The 26,557-nt window shown below is 54.3% G+C and carries 20 protein-coding genes; 11 read left to right on the top strand and 9 right to left on the bottom strand.

Annotation, left to right across the window (positions count from 1 at the left end; translation table 11 throughout):
* Positions 1-20: 20 nt before the first annotated feature.
* Positions 21-2,786 carry an XrtA/PEP-CTERM system TPR-repeat protein PrsT gene (gene prsT / locus EYC82_RS07585; RefSeq protein WP_279248936.1) on the top strand — a complete coding sequence of 922 codons (2,766 nt, stop codon included), beginning with the start codon at positions 21-23 and terminating at the stop codon, positions 2,784-2,786.
* Here the strand turns inward: prsT and EYC82_RS07580 are convergent.
* The 3 genes from EYC82_RS07580 to EYC82_RS07570 all read right to left on the bottom strand — a co-directional run bounded on the left by EYC82_RS07580 (position 2,780) and on the right by EYC82_RS07570 (position 6,482).
* Positions 2,780-4,000, bottom strand: a complete 1,221-nt coding sequence (locus EYC82_RS07580; protein WP_279248935.1) for a CaiB/BaiF CoA transferase family protein — start codon at positions 3,998-4,000, stop codon at positions 2,780-2,782. The genes prsT and EYC82_RS07580 overlap by 7 nt on opposite strands.
* Before the next feature lie 66 nt (positions 4,001-4,066).
* Positions 4,067-5,269 (bottom strand): NADH:flavin oxidoreductase, encoded by a 1,203-nt coding sequence (locus tag EYC82_RS07575; RefSeq protein WP_279248934.1) that lies wholly within the window; start codon positions 5,267-5,269, stop codon positions 4,067-4,069.
* Positions 5,270-5,612: 343 nt separating this feature from the next.
* A complete protein-coding gene (locus tag EYC82_RS07570) occupies positions 5,613-6,482 on the bottom strand; it encodes a TIGR03619 family F420-dependent LLM class oxidoreductase (RefSeq protein WP_279248933.1) in 870 nt (289 codons plus the stop codon).
* Positions 6,483-6,637: 155 nt separating this feature from the next.
* On the opposite strand from EYC82_RS07570, the gene EYC82_RS07565 reads away from it, so the two are divergent.
* Positions 6,638-9,064, top strand: coding sequence for a TonB-dependent receptor (locus tag EYC82_RS07565; RefSeq protein WP_279248932.1), 2,427 nt, complete (start codon positions 6,638-6,640; stop codon positions 9,062-9,064).
* Positions 9,065-9,125: 61 nt separating this feature from the next.
* Here EYC82_RS07565 and EYC82_RS07560 read toward each other — a convergent pair whose 3' ends face one another.
* From EYC82_RS07560 to EYC82_RS07550, 3 genes are read right to left on the bottom strand one after another with little or no spacing between them, the layout of a single operon-like run.
* A complete protein-coding gene (locus EYC82_RS07560; protein WP_279248931.1) occupies positions 9,126-10,370 on the bottom strand; it encodes a sulfotransferase family protein in 1,245 nt (414 codons plus the stop codon).
* A 1-nt stretch (position 10,371) separates the two neighbouring features.
* Positions 10,372-11,487 carry a DUF1214 domain-containing protein gene (locus tag EYC82_RS07555; RefSeq protein ID WP_279248930.1) on the bottom strand — a complete coding sequence of 372 codons (1,116 nt, stop codon included), beginning with the start codon at positions 11,485-11,487 and terminating at the stop codon, positions 10,372-10,374.
* Between the two features lie 20 nt (positions 11,488-11,507).
* Positions 11,508-12,812 (bottom strand): sulfotransferase family protein, encoded by a 1,305-nt coding sequence (locus EYC82_RS07550; RefSeq protein ID WP_279248929.1) that lies wholly within the window; start codon positions 12,810-12,812, stop codon positions 11,508-11,510.
* A 100-nt stretch (positions 12,813-12,912) separates the two neighbouring features.
* Between EYC82_RS07550 and EYC82_RS07545 the strand changes: the two genes are divergently transcribed.
* Positions 12,913-13,533: a TetR/AcrR family transcriptional regulator gene (locus EYC82_RS07545; RefSeq protein ID WP_279248928.1), complete on the top strand. Its 621-nt coding sequence runs from the start codon at positions 12,913-12,915 to the stop codon at positions 13,531-13,533.
* On the opposite strand, the gene EYC82_RS07540 is transcribed toward EYC82_RS07545, so the two are convergent.
* Positions 13,493-15,148 carry a phytoene desaturase family protein gene (locus EYC82_RS07540; RefSeq protein ID WP_279248927.1) on the bottom strand — a complete coding sequence of 552 codons (1,656 nt, stop codon included), beginning with the start codon at positions 15,146-15,148 and terminating at the stop codon, positions 13,493-13,495. The two genes, EYC82_RS07545 and EYC82_RS07540, sit on opposite strands and share 41 nt — an antisense overlap.
* Before the next feature lie 135 nt (positions 15,149-15,283).
* Between EYC82_RS07540 and EYC82_RS07535 the strand changes: the two genes are divergently transcribed.
* The 3 genes from EYC82_RS07535 (at position 15,284) to EYC82_RS07525 (ending at position 18,088) form a co-directional block, all read left to right on the top strand.
* Complete coding sequence (locus tag EYC82_RS07535) at positions 15,284-16,474, top strand: phosphotransferase (protein WP_279250664.1); 1,191 nt, start codon at positions 15,284-15,286, stop codon at positions 16,472-16,474.
* A gap of 144 nt (positions 16,475-16,618) precedes the next feature.
* Positions 16,619-17,557, top strand: a complete 939-nt coding sequence (locus tag EYC82_RS07530) for a zinc-dependent alcohol dehydrogenase (RefSeq protein WP_279248926.1) — start codon at positions 16,619-16,621, stop codon at positions 17,555-17,557.
* Between the two features lie 111 nt (positions 17,558-17,668).
* Positions 17,669-18,088, top strand: a complete 420-nt coding sequence (locus EYC82_RS07525) for a Spy/CpxP family protein refolding chaperone (protein WP_279248925.1) — start codon at positions 17,669-17,671, stop codon at positions 18,086-18,088.
* A 27-nt stretch (positions 18,089-18,115) separates the two neighbouring features.
* Here the strand turns inward: EYC82_RS07525 and EYC82_RS07520 are convergent, their stop codons facing one another.
* A complete protein-coding gene (locus EYC82_RS07520; RefSeq protein ID WP_341475053.1) occupies positions 18,116-18,565 on the bottom strand; it encodes a 4a-hydroxytetrahydrobiopterin dehydratase in 450 nt (149 codons plus the stop codon).
* A 41-nt stretch (positions 18,566-18,606) separates the two neighbouring features.
* Here EYC82_RS07520 and EYC82_RS07515 point away from each other — a divergent pair, with 41 nt between their 5' ends.
* Positions 18,607-19,386: an SDR family NAD(P)-dependent oxidoreductase gene (locus EYC82_RS07515; protein ID WP_279248924.1), complete on the top strand. Its 780-nt coding sequence runs from the start codon at positions 18,607-18,609 to the stop codon at positions 19,384-19,386.
* 38 nt (positions 19,387-19,424) lie between these two features.
* On the opposite strand, the gene EYC82_RS07510 is transcribed toward EYC82_RS07515, so the two are convergent.
* The gene (locus tag EYC82_RS07510; RefSeq protein WP_279248923.1) at positions 19,425-20,177 is read right to left on the bottom strand and encodes a sulfotransferase; all 753 of its coding nucleotides are present in this window, start codon (positions 20,175-20,177) and stop codon (positions 19,425-19,427) included.
* A gap of 121 nt (positions 20,178-20,298) precedes the next feature.
* On the opposite strand from EYC82_RS07510, the gene EYC82_RS07505 reads away from it, so the two are divergent.
* The 4 genes from EYC82_RS07505 (at position 20,299) to EYC82_RS07490 (ending at position 26,525) form a co-directional block, all read left to right on the top strand.
* Positions 20,299-20,439 (top strand): hypothetical protein, encoded by a 141-nt coding sequence (locus EYC82_RS07505; protein ID WP_279248922.1) that lies wholly within the window; start codon positions 20,299-20,301, stop codon positions 20,437-20,439.
* A 217-nt stretch (positions 20,440-20,656) separates the two neighbouring features.
* Positions 20,657-22,309, top strand: coding sequence for a hypothetical protein (locus tag EYC82_RS07500; protein WP_279248921.1), 1,653 nt, complete (start codon positions 20,657-20,659; stop codon positions 22,307-22,309).
* Between the two features lie 2 nt (positions 22,310-22,311).
* Positions 22,312-23,418, top strand: a complete 1,107-nt coding sequence (locus EYC82_RS07495) for an efflux RND transporter periplasmic adaptor subunit (RefSeq protein WP_279248920.1) — start codon at positions 22,312-22,314, stop codon at positions 23,416-23,418.
* Between the two features lie 5 nt (positions 23,419-23,423).
* Positions 23,424-26,525 (top strand): efflux RND transporter permease subunit, encoded by a 3,102-nt coding sequence (locus EYC82_RS07490; protein WP_279248919.1) that lies wholly within the window; start codon positions 23,424-23,426, stop codon positions 26,523-26,525.
* Positions 26,526-26,557 lie beyond the last annotated feature (32 nt).

Below are 26,557 nucleotides of genomic sequence, written 5' to 3'. Positions count from 1 at the left end.
AAATGGAGCGGGGATATATCATGCGCAATGCGGTTGTAACCTGTCTATTGATGTTACTGGTGGCTTGTGGCTCGCGACTAGGTAGCGATGAGTACATGGCGCGAGCAAAAGACTACCTGGCTCAATCAGACGCCGCATCTGCCACTATTGAGTTACAAAATGCACTCCAGCAGGACCCCTCTTTGGCGGAAGCGCGTTGGCTGCTGGGTGAAATCTTCCTGGGGAGTGGGAACCTCGCTTTAGCGGCACATGAGTTCCGGCGGGCGGAGGCTCTTGGTTGGCCGTTAGATGATGTGCGTCCCGCTATCGGTCGCGTATATCTAGCGCAGGGCGATTACGACGGGGTTCTTGCTCTTACAAAGGAGGGGCTTGGCGCCGCTGCGGTAGCCACGCTGCTTTCCAGTCAGGCATTGGCAGCCAATGCGCAAGGGAAAGAGGGTGAGGCGAATGAACTGTTAGAGCAGGCTCGCGCGATTGACCCTGACTCCGAGGCGTTTAATCTGGCCGGTGCCTCCATATCTATGAATCAGGGAGAATATGAGCAGGCACTTGCGCTTATCGAGGCTGCACTGGAAAAGGAAAACAGGAACGAATTAGCCTGGCGTTTGAAAGGACAAGCGCTCATGCGGCTTCAGCGTTACGAAGAAGCCCGTGCAGCATTGGATCAATCTATCGAGCTCTCCAACTTTGCCTACGCAGACCGGGTCGCACGTGCGCTACTCAATATCCGTGTGGAAAATTATGAAGCGGCGCAAGAGGATGCGACCATTCTACTGGAAATGGCGCCACGGGGTGCTGCAGCGAATTATATTAACGGTGTACTTTTGTTTCAGGCCGGCGACTTTCTTGGCGCGTCCAGTGCTCTGCGTGATGCTGAAACACTGTCTGAGCAGTTTCCGATCATTCCCTATTATCTCGCGATCTCCTATTTGATTGAGGGTAACGAGGCATTGTCACAGACCTACGCACGCAAGTTTTATGAATTGGCGCCGGAGAGTGGGGCTGGCCGGAAGCTGTTCGCCATTACGCTTATGCAGGTTGGCAATATGAAGGATGCACAAGACATTGTGCGACCAGTTGTAGAGAGTTCGCCGAATGATCTTGCCGCTCTAAATATCATGGGGAATGCATACCTGATGGACGACAACGTCTACGCCGGAATGGTGCTGTATGATCGTATCGCTGAAGTGAATCCGGATTGGGCGATTGTGCCTTTGCGTAATGAAGTCTCGTTAGTGTTTCGCGATTTTGGCGGCGAAGAGGCCGGGAGGCCGACAAGCGATTTAGACAGCGAGATAAATTTCCCACAAGATGACATTCTCAAAATACGGCAGTCGCTGTCGGATGAAGACTATACCGCCGCGGTTGAACAAGCCAAGTCGTATCAGTTTCGCGATCTTGAACAGCTGTCGCCTGTGCACCTACTCGCCAGGGTCTATATGGCAGGGGGGGACAATGAAAAGGCCCGTGAAATATTTGGCAATGCTTTGGCTCGCAGCCCCGGAGACTCCTTCTCTAACCAGAATCTCGCCCACATAGCGCTGGAGGATGAAGACCGCGCTTCGGTTCGAGCGTATTACGAGGATATTCTGAAGCACAACAGGAATGATTTCTCCGCCTTGCTCCAGGTGGCGGCGCTGGATGCAGCGGAAGGGAATGTTATGGCGATGGTCACAGGCCTTAAGCGTGCTATCAAGGCTCATCCAGATACAGTCGAACCTCGTCTTAACCTGGCTCGACATTACTTAGCTACCGGGAATACGGCGCGAGTTGAAGGGCTGCTCTCTCCCCTGAGCAGCGCCAGGCAGCGTAATCTCGCCGTACTTGAGGTGCGTGGTCTCGCGCGGCTGCAGCAGGGGCGATATACGGGTGCTGTCGAGCAATTCGAGCAACTGGTGGAATTGAGCCCCGGCTCCGCAAGGTTGCATTACCTGCTTGCTATAGCTGCCAGCGGCGCTGGTGATGGCGACTTGAGCAAAAAGGAACTGTTGCAGGCCATCGAGATGGACCCGGAATACATGCCCGCATTGACGGGGCTTGCTCGTATGGCCTATCGCGAGGAAGAGACCGAGGAATTTACCGAATACGTTGACACACTCGGCAGGCTGGCGCCGGAGTCACCAGATGTCATTATGTTGCAAGCCTTGAAAGCTCGTTTCTCGGGAGACTCTGCCGCAGCGTTGGCATTGTTCAAGCAGGCTTATGAACTCGCGCCTACAGCGCAGACGGCAGTAGAGCTGGCAACATACTACAAGGCCTTGGGGCGTAACGACGATGCCGTGGCGTTGATGCAGGGTTGGATTAAGGACCACCCCAGGGATGTGAATGTACAAGGTGCCCTTGCCAATCATTTTCAGGCAACGGGTGATATGGCTTCCGCGATTTTTCATTATCAGAAAGTGCTGGCCATCAACCCGAACAATGTTGTTGCCCTCAATAATCTGGCATGGAATATGCGGGAAGTGAATATTCTTCGGGCAATGTCTTTTATCGAAAGGGCTGTAGCGCTGTCTCCGACCCCGGCGGTACTCGACACCCAAGCCTACTTGCAACATCTGGCGGGAGACAATGTGGCCGCGCGATACACCATTCGACAAGCGCTGTTGGATGCGCCGGATGAGCCGTCAATGCGCTACCACAGTGCAATGATAGATGCGGCGCTGGGTGACGAGGCAGTCGCCCTTGATACGCTTACTGACCTGACTAAGGAGGACGCTGCGTCGTTTCCGGAGCGAGCCGAGGCGCTCGAGCTGCTGCAGTCCCTGCAGTCCGAGACACCTCAGTAGGCGCCTATGACACCGTTACCTAGCAGGCGCTCGATCTCCTCGTCGCTGTAACCCACTTCCCTGAGTACCTCGGCGCTGTGTTCACCCAGACGGGGAGGGTGGCGGTAGAGGCCAGCCGGAGTGTCTGACAAATGCCCAGGGTAGCGTACATAGCGCATGGTGCCAGCTTCGGGATGATCTGCATCAAAAATGGTGCGATTGTGCTTTGCCTGTGGGTCCTCGACGAATTCGCGGATGGTTTTCACAGGACCAAAGGGTACGCCTGCCTCGTCCAGACGTGACAGCAGATCGTCAGTTGTGAAGCTTTTCATGACAGCGCCAATGGCATCTAGCCATGGGCCGAAGTCATTGACTCTCTCACCAACGTTTCGCATACCCTCACGGTCCAGCAGCTCGGTACATTCCAGTGCATTGCACAGACCTTCAAAGTGGTTGTCCTGCAGGGCCATACCGACCACGTAGCCGTCGGCGGTCTCAAATGTGCGCAGTACAGCCAGTGGAGCTGGATCCTGCATGTCGTTGGGCACGAAACTGTCCACGGGGATCATGTCCGGAAGGGAGTTGATTGCCCAGGCATCGATCATCGGCACATCTACGCGTTGGCCCTTGCCTGTCCCGCCCTGGCAGTCACGTGCATAGAGAGCGGCCATGGCGACACCAGCGGCGGTAGTGGCGGTGGTCTTGTCCACGATGGCAGACTGGATTAGTTGGGGCTTGCCGCCAAAAGGCATGCCCTGAATATGCATCATGCCCACCAGTCCCTGCGCTATGGGGTCGTAAGCAGGCTTATGGGCATAGGGGCCAGTGGGGCCGAAACCCGTGATTGAGACGAAGACGAGGCGCTCATTCAGCTTGCGCAGATCTTCGTAGCCTATGCCGAGGCGCTCCAGCACACCGCTGCGGAAATTTTCAACCAATATGTCAGCGTCCTGCACAAGCTCGCGAATAATTTCGATGCCAGTCGGATTTTTCATATCGATAGACAGGCTGCGCTTGTTGCGGTTCATCTGCGAATAGAAGCCGCTAAGGCCGGCTTTCTGCGGCGGTGTCATCCAGCGCGCGACTTCTCCGTGCAGAGGCTCAATTTTGACTACGTCAGCGCCCAGGTCTCCCAGTTGCTGTGAACACAGCGGCCCGGTGATCATGGAGGTGATATCGATGACGCGAATACCCTTGAGTGGGCCAGTGGGGCTCTGTGAAAGTTTTACATCCATAATGTTGTCCTGTTCTCTTCTGGCTGGGGCGTGGTTTATTCTGCTCAAGGCACCAGCGCGTTCACTTCAGGTGTTGAGCGGGCAGTAAATGCCGCCGGGCGCCTCGATGAGTGAAGCGCAGCGATTACAGTGTGTGCAGCCGTTCTTGTAATCCGAGTCTGCCATCGCATGCTTAACGAAATCAGGATCCTTGATAAGTGGCCGGCCCAGTTGAACGAAGTCAAAGCCTTCCTGCATAACCGTCTCAATACTCTGAACGTCGGTACACCCACCGATGTACACCATTTGGCACTGTACCCTGTCTCGTACACGCTTTGCGTCTTCGAGAAAGTATAATTCCTGATAGGGATAGTATCGAAATAGTCGGGGCCCGATCATTTTCAGCCCCAGTCTCATGAGCGGATTTTTCTCTACTTCGATCAGACCTTTTTCCAGTGTGTCCCCGCGAAAATACATCATGGGATTAAAACTGCTGGTGCCGCCAGAGCAGATCAGCGCGTCTATGCCTCCTTTGTCAAGCAAAGCGCTGACCTCGATCGCCTCGTCGATGTGCAGTCCATGTTTGATGCCATCGGTGAGGCCCATCTTGCCAAGTATCGGGAAATCATCACCCACCGCCTTGCGCACGGCATCCAGGGCTCTGAGAGGAAGGCGCATGCGATTAAGGAGGCTGCCGCCATACGTGTCATTACGGCGATTTGTTTTTGGACTGATAAATTGGCTCAGGCCATAACCGTGTGAAAAGTGAATCTCTATTGCGTCAAAGCCGGTTTCCTTCATCAGGCGTGCGGCGTCATAGTAGGTTTGGACCAGGTAGTCGATATCGGCAGTGGTCATAGAGCCTGCTATCGGCATGCCTGCCACTGCGCCAATCAGGTTTAAGCGACGACTCGGTCCGAGGGGTCGCTTCAGTCGCATAAGCTTGGCGTTTTTCGAAAAGTTGCCACAGTGGGTCATTTGTCCCGACACCTTTGCGCCGGGAGATATGCGCTTGAGCTCCCGTGTCATTCCGGTCAGCCAGTCCCGGATTCCCTCATGCATCCACATCATCTGGTCGTTGATGCGTCCGTCGGCTTCTGTGGTGCAGTAACCGATGGTCGTCATTGCTGTGCCACCAGTGACAATGGCTTTGTGAAAGTTAAGCAGGTCATCTCCGGGAATACCGTCGGGGGTCTTGCCCTCGTATGTTGCGGCCTTAATTATGCGGTTTTTCAGCGGCATTGAGCCCAGAGTGGCCGGAGAAAAGGCTTTGTCAAAATAACTGCTCATCCCGGTGTTACCTGAAGGTCAGAGGTGAGGCCTCAAATAGTAGTAATTGCCCCGAGTATGTCAATGACAGTGGGCGGGATAATCGCGCAGCGGCAGGAGACTAATCGGTAATGGTTCAAATTCGCGCTACCGGGCTTCACTGGGGGGTGCCCTGGCCTGTATTGCCAGTATCTATGCGTATTTCGAGATGACGTTATCATCGCGAGCGAGGGAAAAAATGAAGAACTACCCTTACGTAAAATCGGGGTAAAGCCTCATCACCCTGTCGACGCGGATTACGCGGCAGATCGATCATTGTTCAGACGTTACCAGAATCTCTACCAGGTAACGGACGCGATTTAGTTTAGAAATGCCGCAGTATATTTTCTGCGTAATCTTCCATGAAGCGTTTTTTTTCGTCCAGCGTAGAGCGCTTTTTTCCCAGCGCGTATTGAAATGGCGGCGCTACCGTACTGTCAAGCCCGTCCTCGGCGAGTCGCTGGTAGAGTTCCCGGCTGGGGGTATCGGCAATTCCGAGCATCGCTTCAAACGGCAGTTGCTCTCGCTTGTATTCACCTCTCAATGTATCAAGGCGGGATAACAGCGGCTTTACGTCTGCAGGTGCGGTCCCTGCGCCTATATAGCCGTTGCCTGCGCGAGCGGCCCGGCGCAGAGCGATATCGCTGGTGCCCCCGACATAAATCCGGGGTGGGCTGGCGGCTGCAGGGCTCAGTTGAACCCGCGGGAAGCTAAAATTCTCACTGTGGTGCTCTACCATCTCACCCGTCCACAGTTTGTGCAGAACCTCTATCATTTCATCGGTAATCTTGCCTCGCTTGCGGAAATCGACACCGTAGATGTCAAACTCTTCCTTCATCCAGCCTACGCCGATACCGAGAATGAACCGATTATCGCTGAGTATTGTGAGGGTGGCGCTGGCGCGTGCAACCTCGTGTGGATTGCGCAAAGGCAGTACATAAACCCCACACGTAAATCGCAAAGTCTTTGTTACCGCTGCCATAGCAGCAAAAATAGCGGTCTGGTCGGGGTACTCATCGTTAGGCCGCATGGGAGGCAGGCCGTTCTCGGAATACGGATAGTGCGCTTCGATCGATTCTGGATAAACAGCGTGGTCACCACTCATCAGTCCGTGGAAGCCCAGATCTTCGGCAAAGCGGGCGATATCCAGCAGCTGGTCGGTCTCGGCCCAGGTAATCGCTTGCCAAAATTTCATAGTTATCACCGCTACCAGTAGCTATTAGTTAAGTTTTGCTAAGAAGAAATGACCCCTCAGGCAACTGTAGGAATCGCCTAATACGGCTATGCTAGCGGTTATAGGATGCGAGCTCTATATATTCGGCATAATTATACGATCCGGAGAGAAGAAAAATGAAGAGACCTTCGAAGTATCCCTGCGCTGTCCTAGCACTGGCCGTAGTGCTTGTTCCGATGGCCATTGGCGCTACTGCCGTATCCGCCGAGCCGGGTATGTTGGAGGAGGTCGTGGTGGTGGCCCGAAAACGAGAAGAGAGTTTGCAGGATACGCCCGTGGCTGTCTCGGCTTTCGATCCAGCGCAGATGCGCGAGGCGCAGATTACTAACGTAGCGGATCTCGCTCGTCAGGTGCCGGGGCTTTCCAATAAAGACGGAGATAAGGTCTCTGGACTTGCTATCCGCGGGGTCGGCTCCCGCGCGGTGGGCGCAGCGCTCGACCCCGGCGTCGGCGTATACGTTGATGGAATCTTTATGCCACGCTCCGACACCCAACTGGTCGATGTAATGGATATGGCGTCCATTCAGGTGCTGCGCGGACCCCAGGGGACACTGTTTGGCAAGAATACAGCGGGCGGAGCGCTACTTCTGGAAACCCGTAAGCCTGGCGAAGAGTTTGGTGCTCAGGTGGAGGTCGGTGCTGGCGATTACGATCGACAAAACTTATCTCTCCGTGTTGACGGCCCCTTGTTTACAAACAATCTCTTCGGTGCCCTGACTTACGACCGTCGAATCGAAGATGGTTATATGAAAGATTATTACAATGGTAGGGATTACGGTGACATTGATCGCACTGCGATAGTTGGTCAGCTGCGCTGGTACCCCACTGAAGAACTTACGGTAGATCTGATCGCACTGTGGGGCAAACGCAAGGAGCACTCTGCTCCTAATAGTTGTATTAACGTTAACCCCGGTGCAGTGTTGCAGGGTTTTGCGTCGACTACTCCGGGTACATTTGCGGATTATTGCAGTCTCAGCGAAGCTCTCATTGATGACGAAAAAGTGATTCTGGATCGGCGGGGTATGGACTACGAAGTCACCAATAATCTGGCCGGCCTGACACTGGACTGGGATCTCGGTGAAGTGCAGCTAAAAAGCGTGACCGGCTACCTGTATCAAGATGACCTTAATCGCGATAATGATGTGGACGCCACGCCCTTCCTGTCCCTGTCCAATTTTCAGGAGACCACACGTAATCTCAATGGCAGTGGCATCAGTGCCGGGGATGAAGACCGCATTTTTGTATCACAGGAGTTCAACCTGTTCGGCAGTTTGTTCGATGGTGATGTGGATTATACGCTGGGTTTATACGCCTCTGACGAGCGAATCAAGGATCAGGTAGACGGCCAGACATTGGCTCTGGGAGGCTGGCTGGGTACTACCGTGACGGAGAGTGGTAACGTACAGCTGTTACCGCCCTCGGTAGTCGGCTCCAATAACATTCGTATTGTCGATTTTACCAGCACCTCAGCGGCGGGTTTTGGGCAGCTCATCTATAACCTGAACGATATATGGCAGTTCACGGTGGGTGGTCGCTGGACATGGGAAGAAAAAAAGATCGATCAGAAAAATTTCGTGACGACCGCCGTCGCACCGACGGCGCCGATTACTCGGGAAGAAATGAATGCCTTGTCTGATTTCCAGCAGCCTATGGTGCCGCTTATCGATTCCCCGCGACTGAAAGAGGATGAGAGTTGGAATGAGTTCACCCCAATGGCAACAGTGACAATGTTTATGCCAGATAGTTGGACGGATGGATTTCTCAGCTCCGGTATGTTGTATCTATCCTACAGCGAGGGTTTTAAAGCCGGCGGATTCACCTCTTTCGGTCCCGACAGGGCATTACCGTTTAATCCAGAAACGGTGAAAAATACGGAGTTCGGTTTCAAGCTGGAGATGTGGAGCCAGCGTATGCGCGTGAATGGTGCCGTGTATTCCATGGATTATGATGACATGCAGTTGGGTGTCACCCGGGAATTCGGTGAATTACAAACGATCTACGGTATTACCAACGCTGGCGACTCGGAGGTGCAGGGAGTTGAATTAGAGGTAGTGATCATGCCCCTGCCTGGTCTACTGATCAACTTGACGGGTAGCGTACTGAATGCCGAGTACAATGAATTCAATGACGAATTCGTCGACAACGAGGGTAACGTGCAGAGTACGGATCGTTCTCGTGAGAAATTCTCTTACATTCCTGACCAGACCTATTCGTGGGCGGTACAGTATGACTGGGATACAGAGTATGCAGTTATTACCCCGCGGGTCAGCGGTTTTTATAAAGACAAAATCTACACCGGGCTTGATCCGGCCGCTTTCAGTTATGAAGACCAGGCGACGCTGGATGCTTACACGCTATGGAATGCCCGTTTGGCTTTTGTACCACGAGCGATGGAGAATCTCGAGGTGGCAGTGTTTGCGCAGAATATGACAGATGAAACCTACTTCGGGACGGGCACGATTGAAGCGCAGCGTCTCGGCAGCAGCTCGGTCATTCGCGGTAGGCCGCGCACCTATGGCATAGACGTTTTCTATCGCTGGTAGAATTTTTATTGATGCTGTGCAGTAGAGAGATAGTCGCCTCGATTCTTCGCTCTATCCTGTCTCATCCTGCACGCAGAGTCTCTCGGGGAATGTCGAAATATGATTCATATTTGCTGAACATGGCTCGCAGCGCTTCCTCATCCAACCCCGTATCCTGAAAAGTATAAAGGTGTTTGCCATGCTTGTCGGCGGGGTTGTCGTCTAGAAAAGACTGCATTGATGCTGCTGCAACGGGTGTTAATGTCAGGCCGAAATGTTCATAGGCCCTGCTCACGGTGCCCACCTGGTCTTGAATGAAATCACGAAAGTACAAGTCCACTACCTGGCTGTCGAGCAGAGCACCCGAGCTGCGGTAGTCTACGGTGGCGTTATAACCCTTGGCGAGGCCTGCGGCGTAATGCATCGCTATCCTTCGCTGATCCGCATGATCGCTGTTCATTCCCTGGAGTTCTGCAGCGAGGTTACTCATTGATATTACAGTATTCACAGGGTCGCGGTGGGTTTGAACAAACAGTGCGTCAGGGTACTCCTGGTGTATATGCGCGAGGTGCCACATATGCTGTGGCGATTTGAGAGCCCAACGCTTGCCCGGGCATTTCCACTGTAATACCTGCAGAAATCGCCGGTGCCATTTCAGCGCCGAGCGCATATCATGATCCATGACCCAGCGATCGTAAGTCGGAACGTCAAATTGCACGTAGTAAATCATGGATGCGAAATCATGAGAGGTGATAGCAACGCATTCTTGAGCCCGCTGTGCGCCCATGGGGTGCATCTTCTTGAAATCGGGCAATAGCTTGTCGACATTGTCGAGATCTGCCTGGACCCGTGAGATTCTGGGATCGCTGTTGTAGGTTGATGTTTCAGGGGGTGGTAGGGGATAGGCCGCTTCCCATGAGAGAGGTACGCGGTTGTCCGCGTCCATGGCCAGCAGGTCATGAAAAATTGTGGTGCCCGAGCGCGGCGGTCCAACTACGAATAGTGGCCGCTCCACGGTTTGCTCCTCTATTTCCGGATGCTTCCTCAAAAGCTCCACCAGTCCGAGTCGGTTTTCCAGTGTGCGCAAAAGGTCCGATCGAGCGACAACACGGCCCAGAGTGGAAAGCTTCGCCTCGGTTTCCAGGCCGCTTAACAGCAATTTCAGAGGGTCGCGAAAGTCGTCTTCTCCAAAATCGTTGAGCCCTGTGTTGTCGCGGGCTTTATTCAGGAGTTTGTCAAAGTCCAGCGATACCGGTTGCCAGCCTACGGCCTCAGCGCTGCGGCCCGCGAGGTTGAGAATACGGACAGGGAGGGGAAGGGTATTCATATCAATTTTTAAGCTCCGATACTTTGACGACTTCGGCTGTGGGTGTCGCAACGTCCCCCTCCACCAGAAACATACGCCAAAACACGAGTCCAAACGGGTTGCCCTCGGTATCCAGCCAGTTGGGCAAGCCTGGGTCTTCGTGGGCGATTACCATGCGGAAGCGTCCTTGGTCATCAATGACTGTCTGCGCGCGATTAAGCGAAACAGAGCGATCTCTATAGTTGAATGTCTGTTGGAAGCGATTCCAGAGACAAACGTTGGCAAAGCGACAATCAGGCCAGCGGCCTGTAATGACAAGCGCGTCGTCCGGGCCCAGGAAATACGGTGCCATGGAATAGTGTGCGTCTGTCGCTGCGAATCCAAAACTACCGGGTTTCACCGGCGCTGGGAACTCATTAGGTGTCAGGGAGACAAACGGTGGCGGCTCGCTGTTGGCCAGCGGAGGCATCTCTAAAGTACGGCTGCGTATAACATTACAGACACGGCGAATGCCGCTTGCGACGGAGGCGTCGGTTGGGGGTTTTGGTGCCCCCGCAGCGTTAATACACTCGATGTGCATTCGCGGTTCTTGGTCCGGATCGCAAGCGACAGGAGCTGCTTGTTCAAAATAATGACGCGTGGTGAGGCGTGAAGCGTCTGGGGTGAGCGCTAGCCAATTACACTGCTTTTTTGGGCCGCCTAGATAGAGAGTGAAATTTCCATTGCTGTCTGTCTCCATGTTTTCGTCGTTGAGAATGCCCGCTGTGCCCGATGCCATGTGACCATCGGCTGTACCCTCCTCAACGGTTAGCGAAAAATAGGCCGCACCGTGCAGGTTGCCCCGAATCACATAGGCGTGCTCGGCACTGACTGGCGCGTCGAAATAAATGGCGTCGCTATTATCACCAGTTAGCTTGCGGCTCGGAGTGGTAATGCGGCGGAAGTCAGGGTGAGCAGGGTCTTGCTCGAAGAATCCCACCAAGCTCGCTTCAAGTATGTGCATGAGTGCGCGATGAGCACCTGCAATATCGTCTGTTGTATGCAGGTTCCATTCCGCAGAGCACCAGCGAGTGTCAATTTCTTGCAGGGTAGAGATTAATTCCCCCAAGGCTGACCGGCTTTCTGTTTCGATTGTCATTCTATCGCCCCGTTTTATTTTTACTGGTTAATGTCAGTGAGGTTTGGGTTACGCGTCTCCACTGGTATGTGGAAACGGTCTCGGTAAAACCTCAATTTATTCTCTACGATTTCATCAGTTAGTCCAAAATCAGCGAGACTGTACTTATGCGCGCCGTGCTTGTGTTGTCTATTAATATCCAGCCAATCCTGCATCGCAGAGCAAGCGGTCTCGGTCAGTGGAATTCCCAAATAGTCATAAATCTTTTGCACGGCTTCTTGCCAGTTTGCACTGATGTCCGCATACATCACATCGTACTGATTTTCTGGCGCTACCGCCTCGCGCACGCTGAGATTTTTGCGCAGCATGCGTTCCGTCTTGGCAAGCCATTCCTGGCCTACCCAGTGAGGAGTAATGCTGTTTGAGTCTCTAACCAGTGCGTTCCAGGCCATGGAGCAGGAAGAACCTACGACCTTCACCGGGTCCCGGTGAGGACAAAGCAGTTTTGCGTTGGGAAACACATTGAGCAGCGCGTCGAGATCTTGCATGTGCTGAGGTGATTTCAGGAGCCAGGGCTTGTCTGTCGGATCATTTCGGAACCAGGAGACCAGCTTTAACAGGTCAGACATGTAGGCGTATGCGGCGGTCTGGTCATGGCTCATCAGCCACTCTGCAAATGAGGGTATCTTGGCTTGTACTTCAAACAGTTGTGTGGAAAAGCCATACTGAATGAGCCCGATTTCCTCTTCCACCTCGCGCGTTCCAAGGGGGTGAACAGCGTTGATCTGGGGGCTCATATACAACACAGCCTTCAGGCCTTGGTCCAACGCGTTGATCCGCGGGTCGGGATTGCCCTTGGCTTGCGCGGCGAAGCACTCCTGATCGGGCACGGGATAAACTGACTCCCACGATTCAACGTGCAAAAAACGCTGATCTGCTGCCAGCAGTCGGTGGAGACGGGTAGTGCCGGAACGGGCCAAGCCCACGATGACCACTGGGTCGAGTAGTTCGCGTTCTTTAATGTCCGGGTGTTGCGTAAACAGCGCTTGTGCCTGAAGCCTGCCTTTGAGCAGACGCAGAATGTTGGTGTAGTTCATAAAGCGGCCCACGGGGTTGAGGTCCGCTTCGGTCTCCAGTGAGTGAATCAAAAGGTGCATTGGCTCAAGGAAATCATTGCCCCCAAAATCGGTGAGCCCGGTGTCTTTTTTCGCGCGCGCGATAAGCGAGTCACTATCGAGACTGATCATGCCGAGACCGACCTTATTTAGTGTGCCCCACGCGGCGTTCAGCAGGCGTATAGGGGTGCGGTGGTAGTCCGACGCGTTCAGTCTATTTGTTGAATGCAAAGCTCTTTCCTACTCAGATAGTTAGCCATTATTGTATTTTCCCAGTAAACACGGAGAAGTATTTTTTCAGTGTATGGGCAGTCTTTGCCGGCCTTGTTATATGCCAGTGAATAGCTCATTGTCTGTTATTGTCGACAAGCCTTTTTATCTGACTATGATCGAACCGACTGACAATATACTCAGCGCCGCAAGGGACTGCTACCTCAAGCAAGGTATCGCCGCGACTGGTATGAAAGAGGTCGCAGACGCCGCAGGCCTTGCTCGCTCTACTGTCTATCGTTATTTTCCCAATCGCGATGAATTGCTGGTTTCCACAATCAAGGTCGAGATGGAAGCGCTGAATCACTACATTCGTGAAAAACTCAAAAAGTATCCCGATCCTGCGGACCAGCTTGTCGAAGGCTTGATCGTTGCTATTCGTGAAATACCGCGACGGCCATTGCTGGAAGCAGTTTTTGTCTCTGCTGAGGGCGGTCGAGCGCGTGACGTGATTTGGCGTTCGGATGTCATCGTACGTTTTGGCGAGGAGCTGATGAATCACGTGGTTATTCCCGCGCGGCAGGCGGGCCTGCTGCAGGACGCGGTGCGACCAGAAATACTGGTAGAGTGGGTTTACCGTCTGCTTTTGTCATTCCTGACCTTGCCGAGTAACTGGATAAAAAGCGACATGCAACTGCGCACTACGCTGCGCGCGCTGCTGGTACCCGTGCTTCTGACGTAGCGGGGGCCTGTAGCCTGACACTTGCCATTATCTCATGGGCGCAGTTATATCCCGGCAGAAAAGTAACGCCTGGTCCGGGGTGACAGGATGCGCCGCACAGATAAAGATTATCGATGGGTGTGGTATGCCCTGTCCCCTCAATCAAACAGCGGTCCCCGATCATTTGGTCTGGGTGTAGCAATCCATGTGTCCAGTCACCGTTGGTAACGCCCTGCATGCTGGCGAAATGATCCGAGGAGAAAATCGCTCTGTCCACGATCAGTTCTCTGAAGTCGGGCATGTGTATGGAAATGTGATCGATAATTTTCTCTGCCATTTGATCGCGCAGTTTTCCCCTTCGACTTTTTTCTGCCTCGCAGGGGAAGTAAAAGCCATAGGCAGAGGCGATATGGTATCCCTCGGGCGCTAGCGTGCCATCCATGACGGTGGGAATCTGGAAAGCCAATGGCGGCGACTCGTCGGGCATCTCGCCACGTTGGCACGCTTCGAAGCTGCGTTGCATGTCTTGCGGATCGATAACCATGGCACCGCCGAATTTTGCACCGGGAATACGATTCAGCTTGTCCAGGTGTTTTGAGTACTGGGGCAATCCCTTGAGCTTGAACAACATATGCACAAAAGCGCCCTGATGGGTGAAGGCATCGACTTTCTCGCGGTCGGCCGGTGCAAGGTCGTGGCTCTGCAGCAAGTGATTGAAAGTGGCCTGTTTATCGAGGTTGGATACGATAGTATCGGCGAATAATTGCTCGCCGTTTTTGAGTTCCACGCCAACAGCTCTGTTGTCTTCTATCAGGATGCGCGCCACACTTTGTCGTAGACGAACTTCACTACCCAACGTTTTGAGTTGCTCTGCCAATGAATCGGAAAGGCGCCCGATACCACCCTTGACCCTTTGCATCAGTCCTTCAGAGCCCTCCTGGGCCATGGTGTAAATCAGACACAAGCCGGATCCGGGAGAGTAGGGCCCTTTGTAGGTAGCCTGCACTGCGGCGAACGCCATACTGGCACGCAATTCTTTGTGTCTCACCGGGTCTGGGAAGAACCGGTCGATAATGTCCATGGCAGAACCCTTAAATGCCAGTTCAAGGTGGTCCCTCTGGGCATCGGTCTCCGCTTCCGCGATCAGATCGCTGAGGCTGCGCGGCGCTTTTCTGGCGGTAAAACGATCCAGCATGCGGGCGGGATACGCGCAGAATCTGATAAAACGTATGAACCCGAGCATCGCGCCCGGGCCGAAACTGCGGAGGATATTAAACGACAGTTTTAAGGGGTTTTTGAAGAAAAGCAGGGGGCGACCAGCAGCGCCCACCAGGTTGACCGCCATAACGGGCAGCGGAATCAGTTCTACACCATGCTGTTCGAAATCGAAGTATTCCTTGATTTCCGCGGAAAGAGGAAACAGGCAGCTGGCACCGACCTCGTTGCGACAACCCTTGAGTATTTCCCGTGTCCCGCCCATACCGCCGACATAATCGTTCTTTTCTAAAACCAGTACCTTTTGTCCATTGCGGGCAAGGACCAAGGCATTGGCGAGGCCGTTATGGCCGGCACCCACCACAATACAGTCGAAGTTTTTGTTAGACGCGTGTCCCTGGCTAATGCTGTCGGTTTGCATGCTCATACCCCTTTGTGGTGGACGCACTTGTCAGTCAAGCATGTCGGACATATTATTAAAAATGTCCGATAGCGACAAGCCCGTGCAAAATAGCAAATCAGCGAGTTCGAGGCAGGTGTGAGTTTATTGCAGAATATGAAGATGGGTGCTATTGCGGGCAATACGGGGCTGCGGCTACTGGGTGACGCACTGGGTGACATCACCGGTCACAGCATGCCGTTTCGAGCGGAGCAGGTGGAGCAGCCCGCAGTATTGACACGAATGGTCAATGAAGGTGCCCTGCCCGTGTTGGGGCAACCGGTTGCCATTACAGGTATTCATCGCCAGGCAATTCCAGCCGTGAGCAGCAATTGCCAGAATCTGGTGCTCACTATTGAGCAGTCGGGGCAGGCTCCGCTTCCTGATAGCGTGTTCGTCAAGCTTCCCATGGAGTCACTGCTCACTCGATGGTTTATGAATGTGATCAGTTCCTGGCGCTTGGAGTCACACTTTTTTCGCCACGTGGCGTCGGGTCTTCCCCTGCGCACTCCCGTAACGTTTGCCACGGCCTGGCAGGGTTCGCGCTTTTTTCTGCTGCAGGAAAATCTGCGGGCGGATCCAGACGTTACGCTTTTCACCAATCTCGATATGATCAGGGGCCCCACTCTGGAGCAGGCCCGACACTGTCTGGATGCGTTTGCCCGTCTGCACGCGTTTCACTACGGCATGAAGCCAGATCAGCAGCTTCGAATTCTTCCGCTGGATTATCACCCTTTTTTGTCACCCACTATGGGTGTGGTGTCCAGAAACCTGAACCGCCTTGCACTGCAGCCCTGCATGAAAAAGCGGCCCGGGGAGATTCCGGCGGAGCTGGCGGCTGCTTATCGACTCACTCTGACGAATTGGGATGCCCTTTTGACGCACTGGTTCTCGGGGCCCTTGTCGCTGCTGCATGGCGACAGTCACTTGGGTAATTTCTTTGCAACGGGCGAAAAAATGGGCATGCTGGATTGGCAGGCGGCCCACTGGGGTAAGGGTATGCGCGATGTACTCTACTTCCTTGTGGATGCGCTGCCGGCGGAGGTCCTTGCAGCTCATGAGGCCGAGCTGGTTCAGTATTACGTGGAGAGCCGGGCCAGATATGGCGAACCTATCGATTCCGGGCAGGCCTGGCAGGACTACCGTAGTTTCTCTTTCCACGCGTTGATGACGATTGTTGTGTCTATCGGCTTTGGTGCTCTCAACGAAGAGCAGGACGCACTGATGCTGGAGATTCTCCGTCGGGCGGTCGCCGCATCAGAGCGTTTGGACTACGCAGGGTGGTTGCACGATTTTTTGCATCGGTAGGAATTGAAGAGTCAGTTCTGTCATGCTGGCGTGTCGCATGTCTAGCAAGGCGCTCGAACCACGCAGTATTGCATAGCATGATCCTAATGCGCGCGAGTGATGTGTGTCGAAAAAACCGTCACCAACAATGAGGAAAGCTCACTGATGAAAGCCGTTCGCTGTTGTGACAAGCAAGTGCGCGTCATGGAAGTGCCCGAGCCCGCTGGCGATGGTGTGCTGGTCAGCGTGCGCTCGGCAGGTATCTGCGGCTCTGATCTACATATGGTCGAGTCTGGGTTCGACTTGCAATCAACCCTGGGCCACGAGGTGGCTGGCACCCTCGCCGACGGCCGGGCGGTGGCGCTGGAGCCAGTCTCACCGTGTGGGCATTGCGATATGTGTACGCAGGGTGATTACAGCCTGTGCCGACTGAGTGCGGCCATGGTGCACGGTATAGGACTCGATGGTGGTATGGCCCAGCAGATTCTGGTCCCGGAGCGATGCATTGTGCCGCTACCGGACAATGTCAGCGTATCCGACGCCTGTCTGGTTGAACCGCTCGCCGTAGCGGCTCACGGTATCCGCATGCTCTCCCTATCCCCCAAGAGCCGGGTTGCCATTGTAGGCGCTGGCGCTGTGGGGTTGGCGGCGGCGGCTGTGCTGACATCCCATGTCACTGCGGTGGATGTCGCCGCTCGACATGATGGTCAAAAAAAGGCGGCGGAGCGTCTTGGTGCAGGGCTGGATCCCGAGGGCGAATACGACGTGGTGGTTGAATGTGCGGGCAATTCAGGTGCGTTGGCACAGGCCGCAAGACTCTGCAAGCCGGGCGGCACAATACTGTTGCTGGCAACCTACTGGGGTGGCGTGGAGCTGCCCGCGTTCGAAGTCTGTATGAAGAGCCTGAATATTCAGGCATCTTTTATGTACGACCGCACAGGCCTGGTGCGGGATGTGGATGTCGCCGCGCAATTGCTTGCATCGCGCCCTGAATTACCAGATATATTGATCACGCACCGTCTGCCGTTGGATGCAGCGCCGCAAGCGTTCGCGATTGCTGCGGATCGCCAGGCGGGTGCAATCAAGGTCGTACTGGAGCCGTGACCAGCCCGAAAAATTGACTGCTATTTCTTTACGCTTCTTAACAAAATCAACCAACTAAATTACCTACGGTGCTGTTGTAATGAACGCTGGATATCACACAGAGGTAGTCATATGAAGCATATAACGATAGCACTGGGATTGGCGCTGATTTCCAGTTTGGCGCTGGGCCAGCCAGAGGGCGGGGCACCGCAATCAGGGTCTGATCATAAACGGGCGATGTTAAGACAGCTGGACCTCTCTTCGGAGCAGCGTGAGAAAATCCGTGAAATTCGCACATCCGGTGGCGGACGGGACGAGGTTCGCGCTGTTTTAACGGAGGATCAGCAGTCTCAATTAAGGAAATTGAAAAAAGGCTCCTCCGGCGAGCGCGCGCAACGTATGCAGGCGCACCTTGGCCTGTCCGATGAGCAGGCTGAACAAATAAAGTCGATTCGAGAAGCGGGGGGATCCCGTGAGGAGCTGCGCGCAGTTCTGACCGAGGAGCAACAAGCGAAATTTGACGCTGTCAAAAAACGTCACACGGCCGAATAGGAATCATCCTGCGCCGTGCAGTTACGCTCAGGTCTCGGCAGTCGAGGAGATGGCCAGCAGCTGGTTGATGGACTCTGCAAGCTGGAAATCCCGGTTCGAGATGCCGCCCGCATCGTGGGTGGTCAGGTTAATAGCCACCCGGTTATACACATTTGACCACTCCGGGTGGTGATTCATTTTCTCAGCCAGCAATGCAATGCGACTCATAAAGCCAAAGGCTTCGATAAAATCAGTAAAGCTGAATTGTCGAGACAGTTTGTCGTCCTGCAATGTCCAGCCGGGCAGTTGCGCCAGCCGTGCGGTGAGCGCTTCTTGCGAAAGTTTATCTATTTTTTCCATCTGCAATGTTCTCCACGATAGCAGGTGCAGTGCTATGTTGACTGTCAGTGCCGACGACTGCAAGCGTGTATCGATTTCATTCGTGGGCTGTCGCACGAGGCTGGGTATGTCCGCAGTATTGGGTAGCTGTGGTAGCATGCCAGCTGACTTCGCGATACGCAGTATAAATGGGGGTAGATGTGACCAGGCTCAGTGTACTCAGTCGTTCCATTGCGGGCAGCGTGGCGGTCGTCACCGGCGCGGCCAGTGGCATGGGACGAGCGACCGCGCATCTTTTTGCCGACGAAGGTGCGAGATTGGCGATTGTTGATATCAATGAGGAGGGCCTGCACGCGGTCGCTGATGAAATTCGCAGTGTGGGCGGCGACGTGTTGCCATTGGTGGTGGATTTATCGTCGCGAGTGGCAGTGGAAAAGGCTGTAGCGGAGGTCGCCGCTCACTTTGGGGCTATCGATATTTTGGTTAACAATGCGGGCCTGGTGATTCCTACTGAGGTCGATGCTGATAATTTTGCTGAAGCCTGGGATATCTCTCTTGCGGTCATGACGGAGGCTCAGGCCTGGGCAATTCGCGCAGCCCTGCCCAGCCTGCGTCGGTCGGACCACCCTCGGATTGTCAACATCGCCTCAACCGAGGCGCATGGGGCGACGCGCTACAACAGCGCCTATAGTGTGGCCAAGCATGCCAGTATCGGCCTGACACGCGCGATGGCGGTAGACCTCGGCAAAGAGGGGATTACCGTGAACTGCGTCTGTCCCGGCCCTATTCGCACAGGCATAACCGATGGCATTCAGGAAGATGACAAGGCCACTTTTGCGCGCCGCCGCACTGTTTTGCGGCGTTACGGCGAACCGGAAGAGGTGGCTCATGCGACATTGTCCCTCGTGCTCCCCGCCGCAAGTTATATCACAGGGGCGACCCTGCTGGTGGACGGTGGTGTCACGATCCGCAACGCCTAGTGCGGGTACGACAGTTGGCTCGGTCCTTGATAGGTTCGTCAGTCACTCACCGCGAGGTCGCGTGTGGCAGGGTGGGTAAGTAGTTCATCGAAGTTACTGACGGTTTCGTTCAAATCAGTGGCGCCCACTTTCTCAAGGGCGGGCGCGATATTCATTGAGAATGTCTCAACGTGCAAAAACTGGCAAACAGCTGCGACGGTAGCGGCCGTATCCGCGGCGAGTTGTTCGTAGGTAAGCTGGAGCAGGGCGTTATCACCGAGTAGGGCGGTTACCGATTGTTCTTCCGCCGCTGCAGCCTCTGTATCGCGTTGATAGGCATCAATGTCGATGTGAACCCGCATTCTGTTATCACTGCGCCCCCCTGCGCCAGAGTGATTTGGGCCGCCCGCCTGCAGTATTTTTTCCGAAATATATCTTCGCAGCGTGTTCTGCCGTTTAAGGTGTATAAAGTGTATGACCTTTTCGACGGTTAGCATGTTCACGACATCGTGCCAGCGCGGGTTGAGCAGGTTGCCGTACAACGCCTTGAATCCGGTTGCCTCAGAGGGCGTGTCAAGCGCGGTGCGGATAAATCCCACCGTGTTGTGGTCTCTTTGCTGCAGCAAGCGAGCTGCCCGTGCACCTCGCTCCTCTGCGGTCGCAGATTCGGGGTCGAAGCCGTCCTGATAGCCGCGTACCGCGTCCGCTAACAGCTCGCCGTGGCAACAGATATCCTGCAGGCTGTCGAGAGTCCTGACCAACAGGGTGCTGCCGGTACGCGGTGCGCCCACGATGACAAATTGTGTACCCATGTACTCCCTGAAAAGCGTGCGCCGGTTCGTACGCTACAAGCTGCCACGTTATGTTAGAAACGCGCTAGACTTGCAGTGAAATTGGCGGCCTGATGTTATCCAAACTGTTACGGAAGATACCATGAACACTGCGAAAATTGCCCAGTATTTTGATCCAAGCGGCAAGGTGGTGCTTGTCGCCCGAGGCGAACCGGGGGTTGAATCTGGAGACGCATCGAGCGTATTGCGAGGCGGATTCTGCGGTTGTGATCAGTCTGCGTAAGCCTCGGCGGCTGTCACGCAAGAAAGCCGACGTGGATCATGGGTCCCAATACGAAGCCTATTCTTTTCATTATCGTTGATATGGCGCAGCGCGGCGTGCAGTGGCGAGTCGGGTTGTATGTATACTGAAATCACCAATTTATCGCCGTCTGGGTCATGGACTGCGCCGGTCGCCTGTCCAATACTGTGGGGTATTCCGTTAATCGAGGCAGATAGTCATGCGTAACGCGTTGGTCGCGTTGATTTTGTTCGCGTTACAGGGATCGTACGCAATATTGGCAGTAGCTGCTGATAACGGCATCCCTGCTAATCCATGGATTGCCGACAGTCCCTATGCCATCTCGCATCACGATCCTGCGCAAACCGATGTGACGCCGGTAGATGGCCCCACCATAGGTGGTCGTATTCGTTACGATCAGGCCCAGACAGTGCCGGTGGTCTGGTGCTCTGCTCCGATCTATAAACGGGTTGGTGAAGAGACGGTAGTGGTCGCCTCGACGCCCATGGGTCTGATCAAGGTGCGCGCCACAGGTGATGATTTCAGTGTCGTATCCAGTGTGCCTTACCCCAATAGGGAGTCGGTGCACGCAGAGGTGACCGACGCGCGTATTGCCGAGGTTATGAATGCAATCGATGAAAAGCGTCGTGCCAAGCAGGACTGGCGGTTACTGTTCAATTCTCTGCTGATGTACTACAAATTCAATATTAATATGCGCACCATGCCCTCCGGCGCCTATGCGCTCTTCGACAGGGACGGCTACCACTATACGTTTTACGATAGGCAGCACCTGGTGAAATCCTTCGACCAGAACGAGGTGGAGGAGCCGTTAGTGCCTTTGCAGTATGCCAACATTGTCTCGCAGCTACCGCGCGACGATGCGAAAGGCATTGATCGCATACTGGGCATTAATATGACTTACGATGGTTTTATAGTCGCCGCGGCGGCGGGGGCAGTCATTATCACAGACCGCGAACTGAACGTAGTGGACTATCACTTGTTTCCCGGGGAGCTGGTGGAGAACTCTATTGCAGTGGATCGCGATAACGGCATCTACGTTGTGACGTCAGTGAACATGCATAAATTGGTGTGGACAGGATCGGCGCTATCGCAGAATGCTGAAGACGGCGCATGGAGTTCGCCTTACGATGTGATGCCCCGGGGTATGGCGACTGATATGGGTGCAGCTTCGCATGGCTCTGGAACCACCCCTTCACTGCTGGGTTTCGGTGATGACGAAGACAAGCTGGTGGTAATCTCCGACGGTAATGCTGAAAATGCACAGATAGTGGCTTTCTGGCGCAATAAAATTCCGCAGGATTTCAAGCAAAAGCCAGGGACGCAGTCCCGACGTATAGCTGACCAGATTTCCTTCCGTCTCAGCAAGACCACGGTAGAGGCGTCTCCTGTGGTTTACGGTAATGGTGTACTTGTCGTGAACAGCACGTATCCGGAGCCAGGTCCGATCCCGATGGATCTCATTAGCAATGCCTTTTTGGCGGGTACCACGCGTGAGCCGCCGCGGGGCATACAGAAGTACGAATGGCTGCCCGGGGAGAACCGCTTTATCGAGTCCTGGGGTATTGATGATGTAGATAACACTGATTGGATGCCCCCTGCCGTGTCGACCGCTAACGGCTTGGTGTATATCGCCAATAAACGCGATGATAATTATGAATATTTCGCGGCCGACTGGAAAACCGGTGAAAAAAAAGCGACGTGGGAGTTCCCGGATGACAGTGTATTGTGGAATACCTGGGGCGGTATAACGGTATTTCTTCCCGACGGTGATTTTTTGCTGGGTGGATTCTTTGCCATCAAACGGTACGATACCGGTGATATGAGGAAAATAAGCCGAAAGGATACCCATTGATCATGTTCTCCTTGTCTTTGTCGTTAGTCTCTCGCCGGTGTGTTTGTGCGCTGGGATTATTTTTTCTTGCAGCCTGCTCGGATACGCCCGATCCTGGCGATGATGTGTCGAGCGACCCCTCTGTCCAGGCGGTGGTGGAGACCGTGGTGTTAGAGGCTCGGGACTGGCAGGGTGAAATAGCCAGTTTTGGCGTGGTCGAAGCGCTGGAGGAGGTTGATGTCGCCGCGGAGCTATCCGGCACTGTAAAGGCCGTTCATATTAAGGAAGGTGACCGCGTACAGTCTGGACAGCTTCTCCTCGAGCTGGATGACCAGAAAAGGCAGCTAGCGCTAGATCAGGCCAACCAGGCAGTGCAGCGTGCCAAAGCGACATTGGAAGAGGCACGGCTGCGCTTAAAGCGTCGCAAGGATCTGGCTGAGCGTGAGTCTGTGTCTCGCGAGGTGTTGGATAATGCACAGTTAAATGTGGATGGCGCAGCTGCGGCTTTTCAGCAGGCAGTAGCCAGTGGTCAGCTGGCTGAGCGGGAGTTGGCGGATACGCGAATTTACAGTCCCACCGATGGTCTGGTGGACGTGCGAGCTGTTGAGGAGGGGGAGTCGGTGCAGGCCGGCGCCAGCCTGGTCAAATTGCAGGCGGTGCATGGTCTGCGGATGCAGGCCTGGGTGAGTGAAGCCGATATTTCCAATGTACACCCCGGTGGCGATGCCCGTGTAAATGCCACTGCGTTTGTTGACAGGGATTACGCTGCCCGTGTGGAGTGGGTAGGCGTGAATGCGGATCCCAAGACGGGAAACTTTCCAGTTAAATTAATACTCACCGACGACGCACTCAGGCTGCGGCCGGGTATGACTGCCAGCGCTACCTTGCAAGGTGTTAGCTTTCCCGATGCGTTGCTGTTACCAGAGGAGGCGCTTGTCGACAGGAACCGACGAAGTGTTGTGTTTGTTGTGGAAGATGGTGTGGCCCGAATGCGCGAGCCTTTGTTGGCAGCTGGGTTCAGTAATCGTCTGCGCATTATTTCGGGGCTCGAGCCCGGTGACAGTGTGATTATCGGGGGACAGTCTAGGTTGCTTGACGGCACTCCGGTTAACGTTCGTCAGGGAGACTAAGCCCTGTGCATCATCTGATAGGTTGGTTTGTCGACCGCCCACTTGTGATCAACATGATCATGGGGATGGTTTTCACTCTGGGTTATCTGACCATCGCCGATATGCGTTATGAATATAATCCGCATGTTGATATGGGTGTGATCAATATCACAACGGTGAAGGCGGGGGCTGGGCCGGAACAGGTGGAATTGGCAATTACCCTGCCATTGGAGGAGGAGCTGCTCGAGGTAGAGGGCATAAAAAAACTTTACTCCAACAGTATGGAGAGCCTGTCGGTTATCACGATTAATCTTGATCTCGATGCGGGCGCAAAACAGGACATCATGCGCGATATTCAGCAGGCTGTAGACCGTGCTGTAGTTCGATTACCCTCAGACCTGCTGGAAAAACCGCGAGTAGAAGAGCTGTCGACACTGATGACTCCTATCATGGAAGTGCATGTCACGGGTGATGTACCAGAAGCCCTGTTACGGGATGTCGCGCGTAATGTCTCCGACGGCCTACGCGAGGTAGAGGGCATCGCCAGCGTTGAAAAACTCGGCTACCGGCGTGCAGAGGTCCGCATTATGCTGCAGCCGGAGAAAATGGCTCGGCTGGGTATTAGTCATGGTGAAATTATCGAAGCGATTCGATCCCGTAACCGCCGCGAGAGTGGAGGCGCTATCGACTCGTTTGTCGCTGAGAAAAAAATTATAGCGGTGGGCCAGTTTCAGAACCCTCGTGAAGTAGAGGCCGTGGTTATCCGCTCCGGTGCGCCGGGTAACGCTGTTCTTTTGCGCGATATTGCCACCATTGTAGAAGACTATGAGGATTGGGAGGTGCAATCCCGGGTCAACGGGCGCATGGGCGTTACGTTGCAGGCTCGCAAGAAAGCGCTGGCGGACGAGGTGCACACAGCGGCTAATGTACGCGCCTTTGTAGAGCGTGTTGCGGTGCCGCCCGGTGTTGAGCTGGTCACCACGGCCGATATCTCACGCCTCACCCACAATATGCTGGACGTGTTGGGAGGCAATGCGACACTTGGGCTGATCTCGGTGCTGTTGCTCCTGTGTTATTTTCTGGAATTGCGTTTTGCAGTCTGGGTTGCAGTGGGTATTCCTTTTGCTGTGTGTTTGTCTTTCCTCGGTCTTGCGGCTATCGGCGTGACCATTAACGCGATGAGCCTGACGGCGATAGTGCTCCTCATGGGTATCCTTGTAGACGATGCTGTCGTGGTGAGTGAGAATGTGCAGCGCTTGCGTCAAGAGGGCGTGGATGTGCGCACTGCCAGCGTGGAGGGCTCCGCACAGGTCGCGCAGCCTGTGATATTCAGTGCTCTTACGACAATGCTGGCTTTTGCACCATTGATGTTTATCGATGGTCCCAACGGTGATTTCATGATTCCGTTTCCGCTTGCGGTGATCGTCCTGTTGCTGGCTTCTCTGTTAGAGAGTTTGTGTCTGCTTCCAGGACATCTTTATCACATCCCTCATCGGGTAACCAAGGAACGGGCGCGAACATTCCTTCGATTACGGGACTGGTACTCAGCGAAAATTGAAAGGGTGCTGCAACGCCGTTATCTGTCTCTGTGTGCATTCGTGTTGGTGTTTGTCGTTGTAATGACCATCGGCTACCAGAACATAAGCTTTAGTATGTATCCAGACGTAGATATCGACACCGTGCAGGTCAAGGTAGAGATGCCGGTGGGCAGTCGTTTCGAAGAAACCGTGGCCGCGGTGGCGAAACTGGAGAGCGAAGTGCGTGACAAGGTGACTGCAATCGATCTGCTGGCGGTCACCAGTCAGATCGGGCACCACGATACTGATTTCTACGGTGCTACAGAGGGGCGTAATCACGCATGGGCTCTGATCTCTATAGAACTGGAACCGCTGGGTCGTCGTAGCGGCGACACCAACACACGCGAACTAGTAGAAGATTTAAGGGAATGGGCCGCAGCGAAAAAGGACTTTGATTCTCTCGTTGTGCAGGCCCTGTCGGATGTGCCGGTACTCGGTAAGCCGGTGCAGGTAGAAATAATAGGCTCTGGCGACGAGCGCTACCTGGCGGCGGAAAAGTTGCTTCAATATCTGAGCACCCACGCAGGGATTACCAGCAGTTGGAGCAGCGTCAATGCAGGCAAAGACGTTGTGGAGCTGGATGTGAATCACACGCTGCTCGCCGCCAGGGGCCTGACTATGGAGCAGCTGTTGCAGGCGATGCGCATTGCTGTTGACGGTTTGCTGGTGGATGAAGTGCAGACTCTCGACGAGCGGGTTCGTTACAGACTGCAGTTTCCCCTGTCGGAGGCGGGCAAACTCAATACGCTGGAAAATCTAGCCTTGGTCAACAGGGCGGGGGAAGCGGTGTACCTGAACAGTGTTGCACGTTTTTCGGTGCGTCCAGGCGAAGCTGATATCAAACACTATTTTGGCAAACGCACGGTGACTGTCTACGGGGAAATCGACAATACCCAAACCAGTGTGCAAGCCATGAACGATGACGTTGCCGCATGGATAGCCACGCAGAACTGGAGTCAGGCGTACCCCCAACTGCGGGTGCACATGGGCGGTGAACTGGAAGAGCAGGGCGAGGCGTTGCGTGAACTGGGTGGTGCAGCAATCATCTGTGTGCTCTCCATCTTTGCAGCGCTGGTTATTCTGTTCAACTCAACGTCGCAGCCGTTGCTCGTCATGCTCTGCATTCCCTTTGGCTTGGTCGGCGTCGTGATTTGCTATCTAGTGCAGGGCTTGTCCGTGGGGATGATGGCGATTACCGGGGTAATTGGTTTGGTAGGCGTGTTGGTAAATGATTCTCTGGTGTTGCTGCACACACTGAACGCCACTCGTAAGAACCGGGCCGGACCGCTGTTGGTATCCGAAGTGGTCTCGGTGGCGACTCGCCGCTTCCGGCCTATTTTTATTACTTCAGTAACAACCGCGGTAGGTTTATTACCCACGGCCTATGGTATTTTGGGAGAGAACAGTTATATAAGTCCTATGGTTATGAGTATGGCATGGGGCGTTGTATTCGGAGGGTTGGTTTCGCTGGTGCTGCTGCCGATTCTCTACATGGTTGAACAGGATATCCGTCTCAAGCTGAACAGGCAGCCCGCCATCGGGCCCACATAAAATCGTGACTATCGAGGGCCATTATCGGGCCC

This window comes from Candidatus Marimicrobium litorale, assembly GCF_026262645.1.
Classification (GTDB): Bacteria; Pseudomonadota; Gammaproteobacteria; order Pseudomonadales; family Halieaceae; genus Marimicrobium; species Marimicrobium litorale.
The sequence above is the reverse complement of the archived record's forward strand: the minus strand, read 5'-3'. Positions and strand labels throughout refer to the sequence as shown.

Coding starts and splice junctions, on each gene's coding strand:
- EYC82_RS07565 (WP_279248932.1), top strand. CDS start 6,638: ATGAAGAGACCTTCGAAGTATCCCTGCGCTGTCCTAGCACTGGCCGTA.
- EYC82_RS07540 (WP_279248927.1), bottom strand. CDS start 15,148: ATGCAAACCGACAGCATTAGCCAGGGACACGCGTCTAACAAAAACTTC.
- EYC82_RS07560 (WP_279248931.1), bottom strand. CDS start 10,370: ATGAATACCCTTCCCCTCCCTGTCCGTATTCTCAACCTCGCGGGCCGC.
- EYC82_RS07525 (WP_279248925.1), top strand. CDS start 17,669: ATGAAGCATATAACGATAGCACTGGGATTGGCGCTGATTTCCAGTTTG.
- EYC82_RS07580 (WP_279248935.1), bottom strand. CDS start 4,000: ATGGATGTAAAACTTTCACAGAGCCCCACTGGCCCACTCAAGGGTATT.
- EYC82_RS07505 (WP_279248922.1), top strand. CDS start 20,299: ATGAACACTGCGAAAATTGCCCAGTATTTTGATCCAAGCGGCAAGGTG.
- EYC82_RS07575 (WP_279248934.1), bottom strand. CDS start 5,269: ATGAGCAGTTATTTTGACAAAGCCTTTTCTCCGGCCACTCTGGGCTCA.
- EYC82_RS07500 (WP_279248921.1), top strand. CDS start 20,657: ATGCGTAACGCGTTGGTCGCGTTGATTTTGTTCGCGTTACAGGGATCG.
- EYC82_RS07510 (WP_279248923.1), bottom strand. CDS start 20,177: ATGGGTACACAATTTGTCATCGTGGGCGCACCGCGTACCGGCAGCACC.
- EYC82_RS07535 (WP_279250664.1), top strand. CDS start 15,284: ATGAAGATGGGTGCTATTGCGGGCAATACGGGGCTGCGGCTACTGGGT.
- EYC82_RS07570 (WP_279248933.1), bottom strand. CDS start 6,482: ATGAAATTTTGGCAAGCGATTACCTGGGCCGAGACCGACCAGCTGCTG.
- EYC82_RS07555 (WP_279248930.1), bottom strand. CDS start 11,487: ATGACAATCGAAACAGAAAGCCGGTCAGCCTTGGGGGAATTAATCTCT.
- EYC82_RS07530 (WP_279248926.1), top strand. CDS start 16,619: ATGAAAGCCGTTCGCTGTTGTGACAAGCAAGTGCGCGTCATGGAAGTG.
- prsT (WP_279248936.1), top strand. CDS start 21: ATGCGCAATGCGGTTGTAACCTGTCTATTGATGTTACTGGTGGCTTGT.
- EYC82_RS07520 (WP_341475053.1), bottom strand. CDS start 18,565: ATGCTACCACAGCTACCCAATACTGCGGACATACCCAGCCTCGTGCGA.
- EYC82_RS07545 (WP_279248928.1), top strand. CDS start 12,913: ATGCCAGTGAATAGCTCATTGTCTGTTATTGTCGACAAGCCTTTTTAT.
- EYC82_RS07495 (WP_279248920.1), top strand. CDS start 22,312: ATGTTCTCCTTGTCTTTGTCGTTAGTCTCTCGCCGGTGTGTTTGTGCG.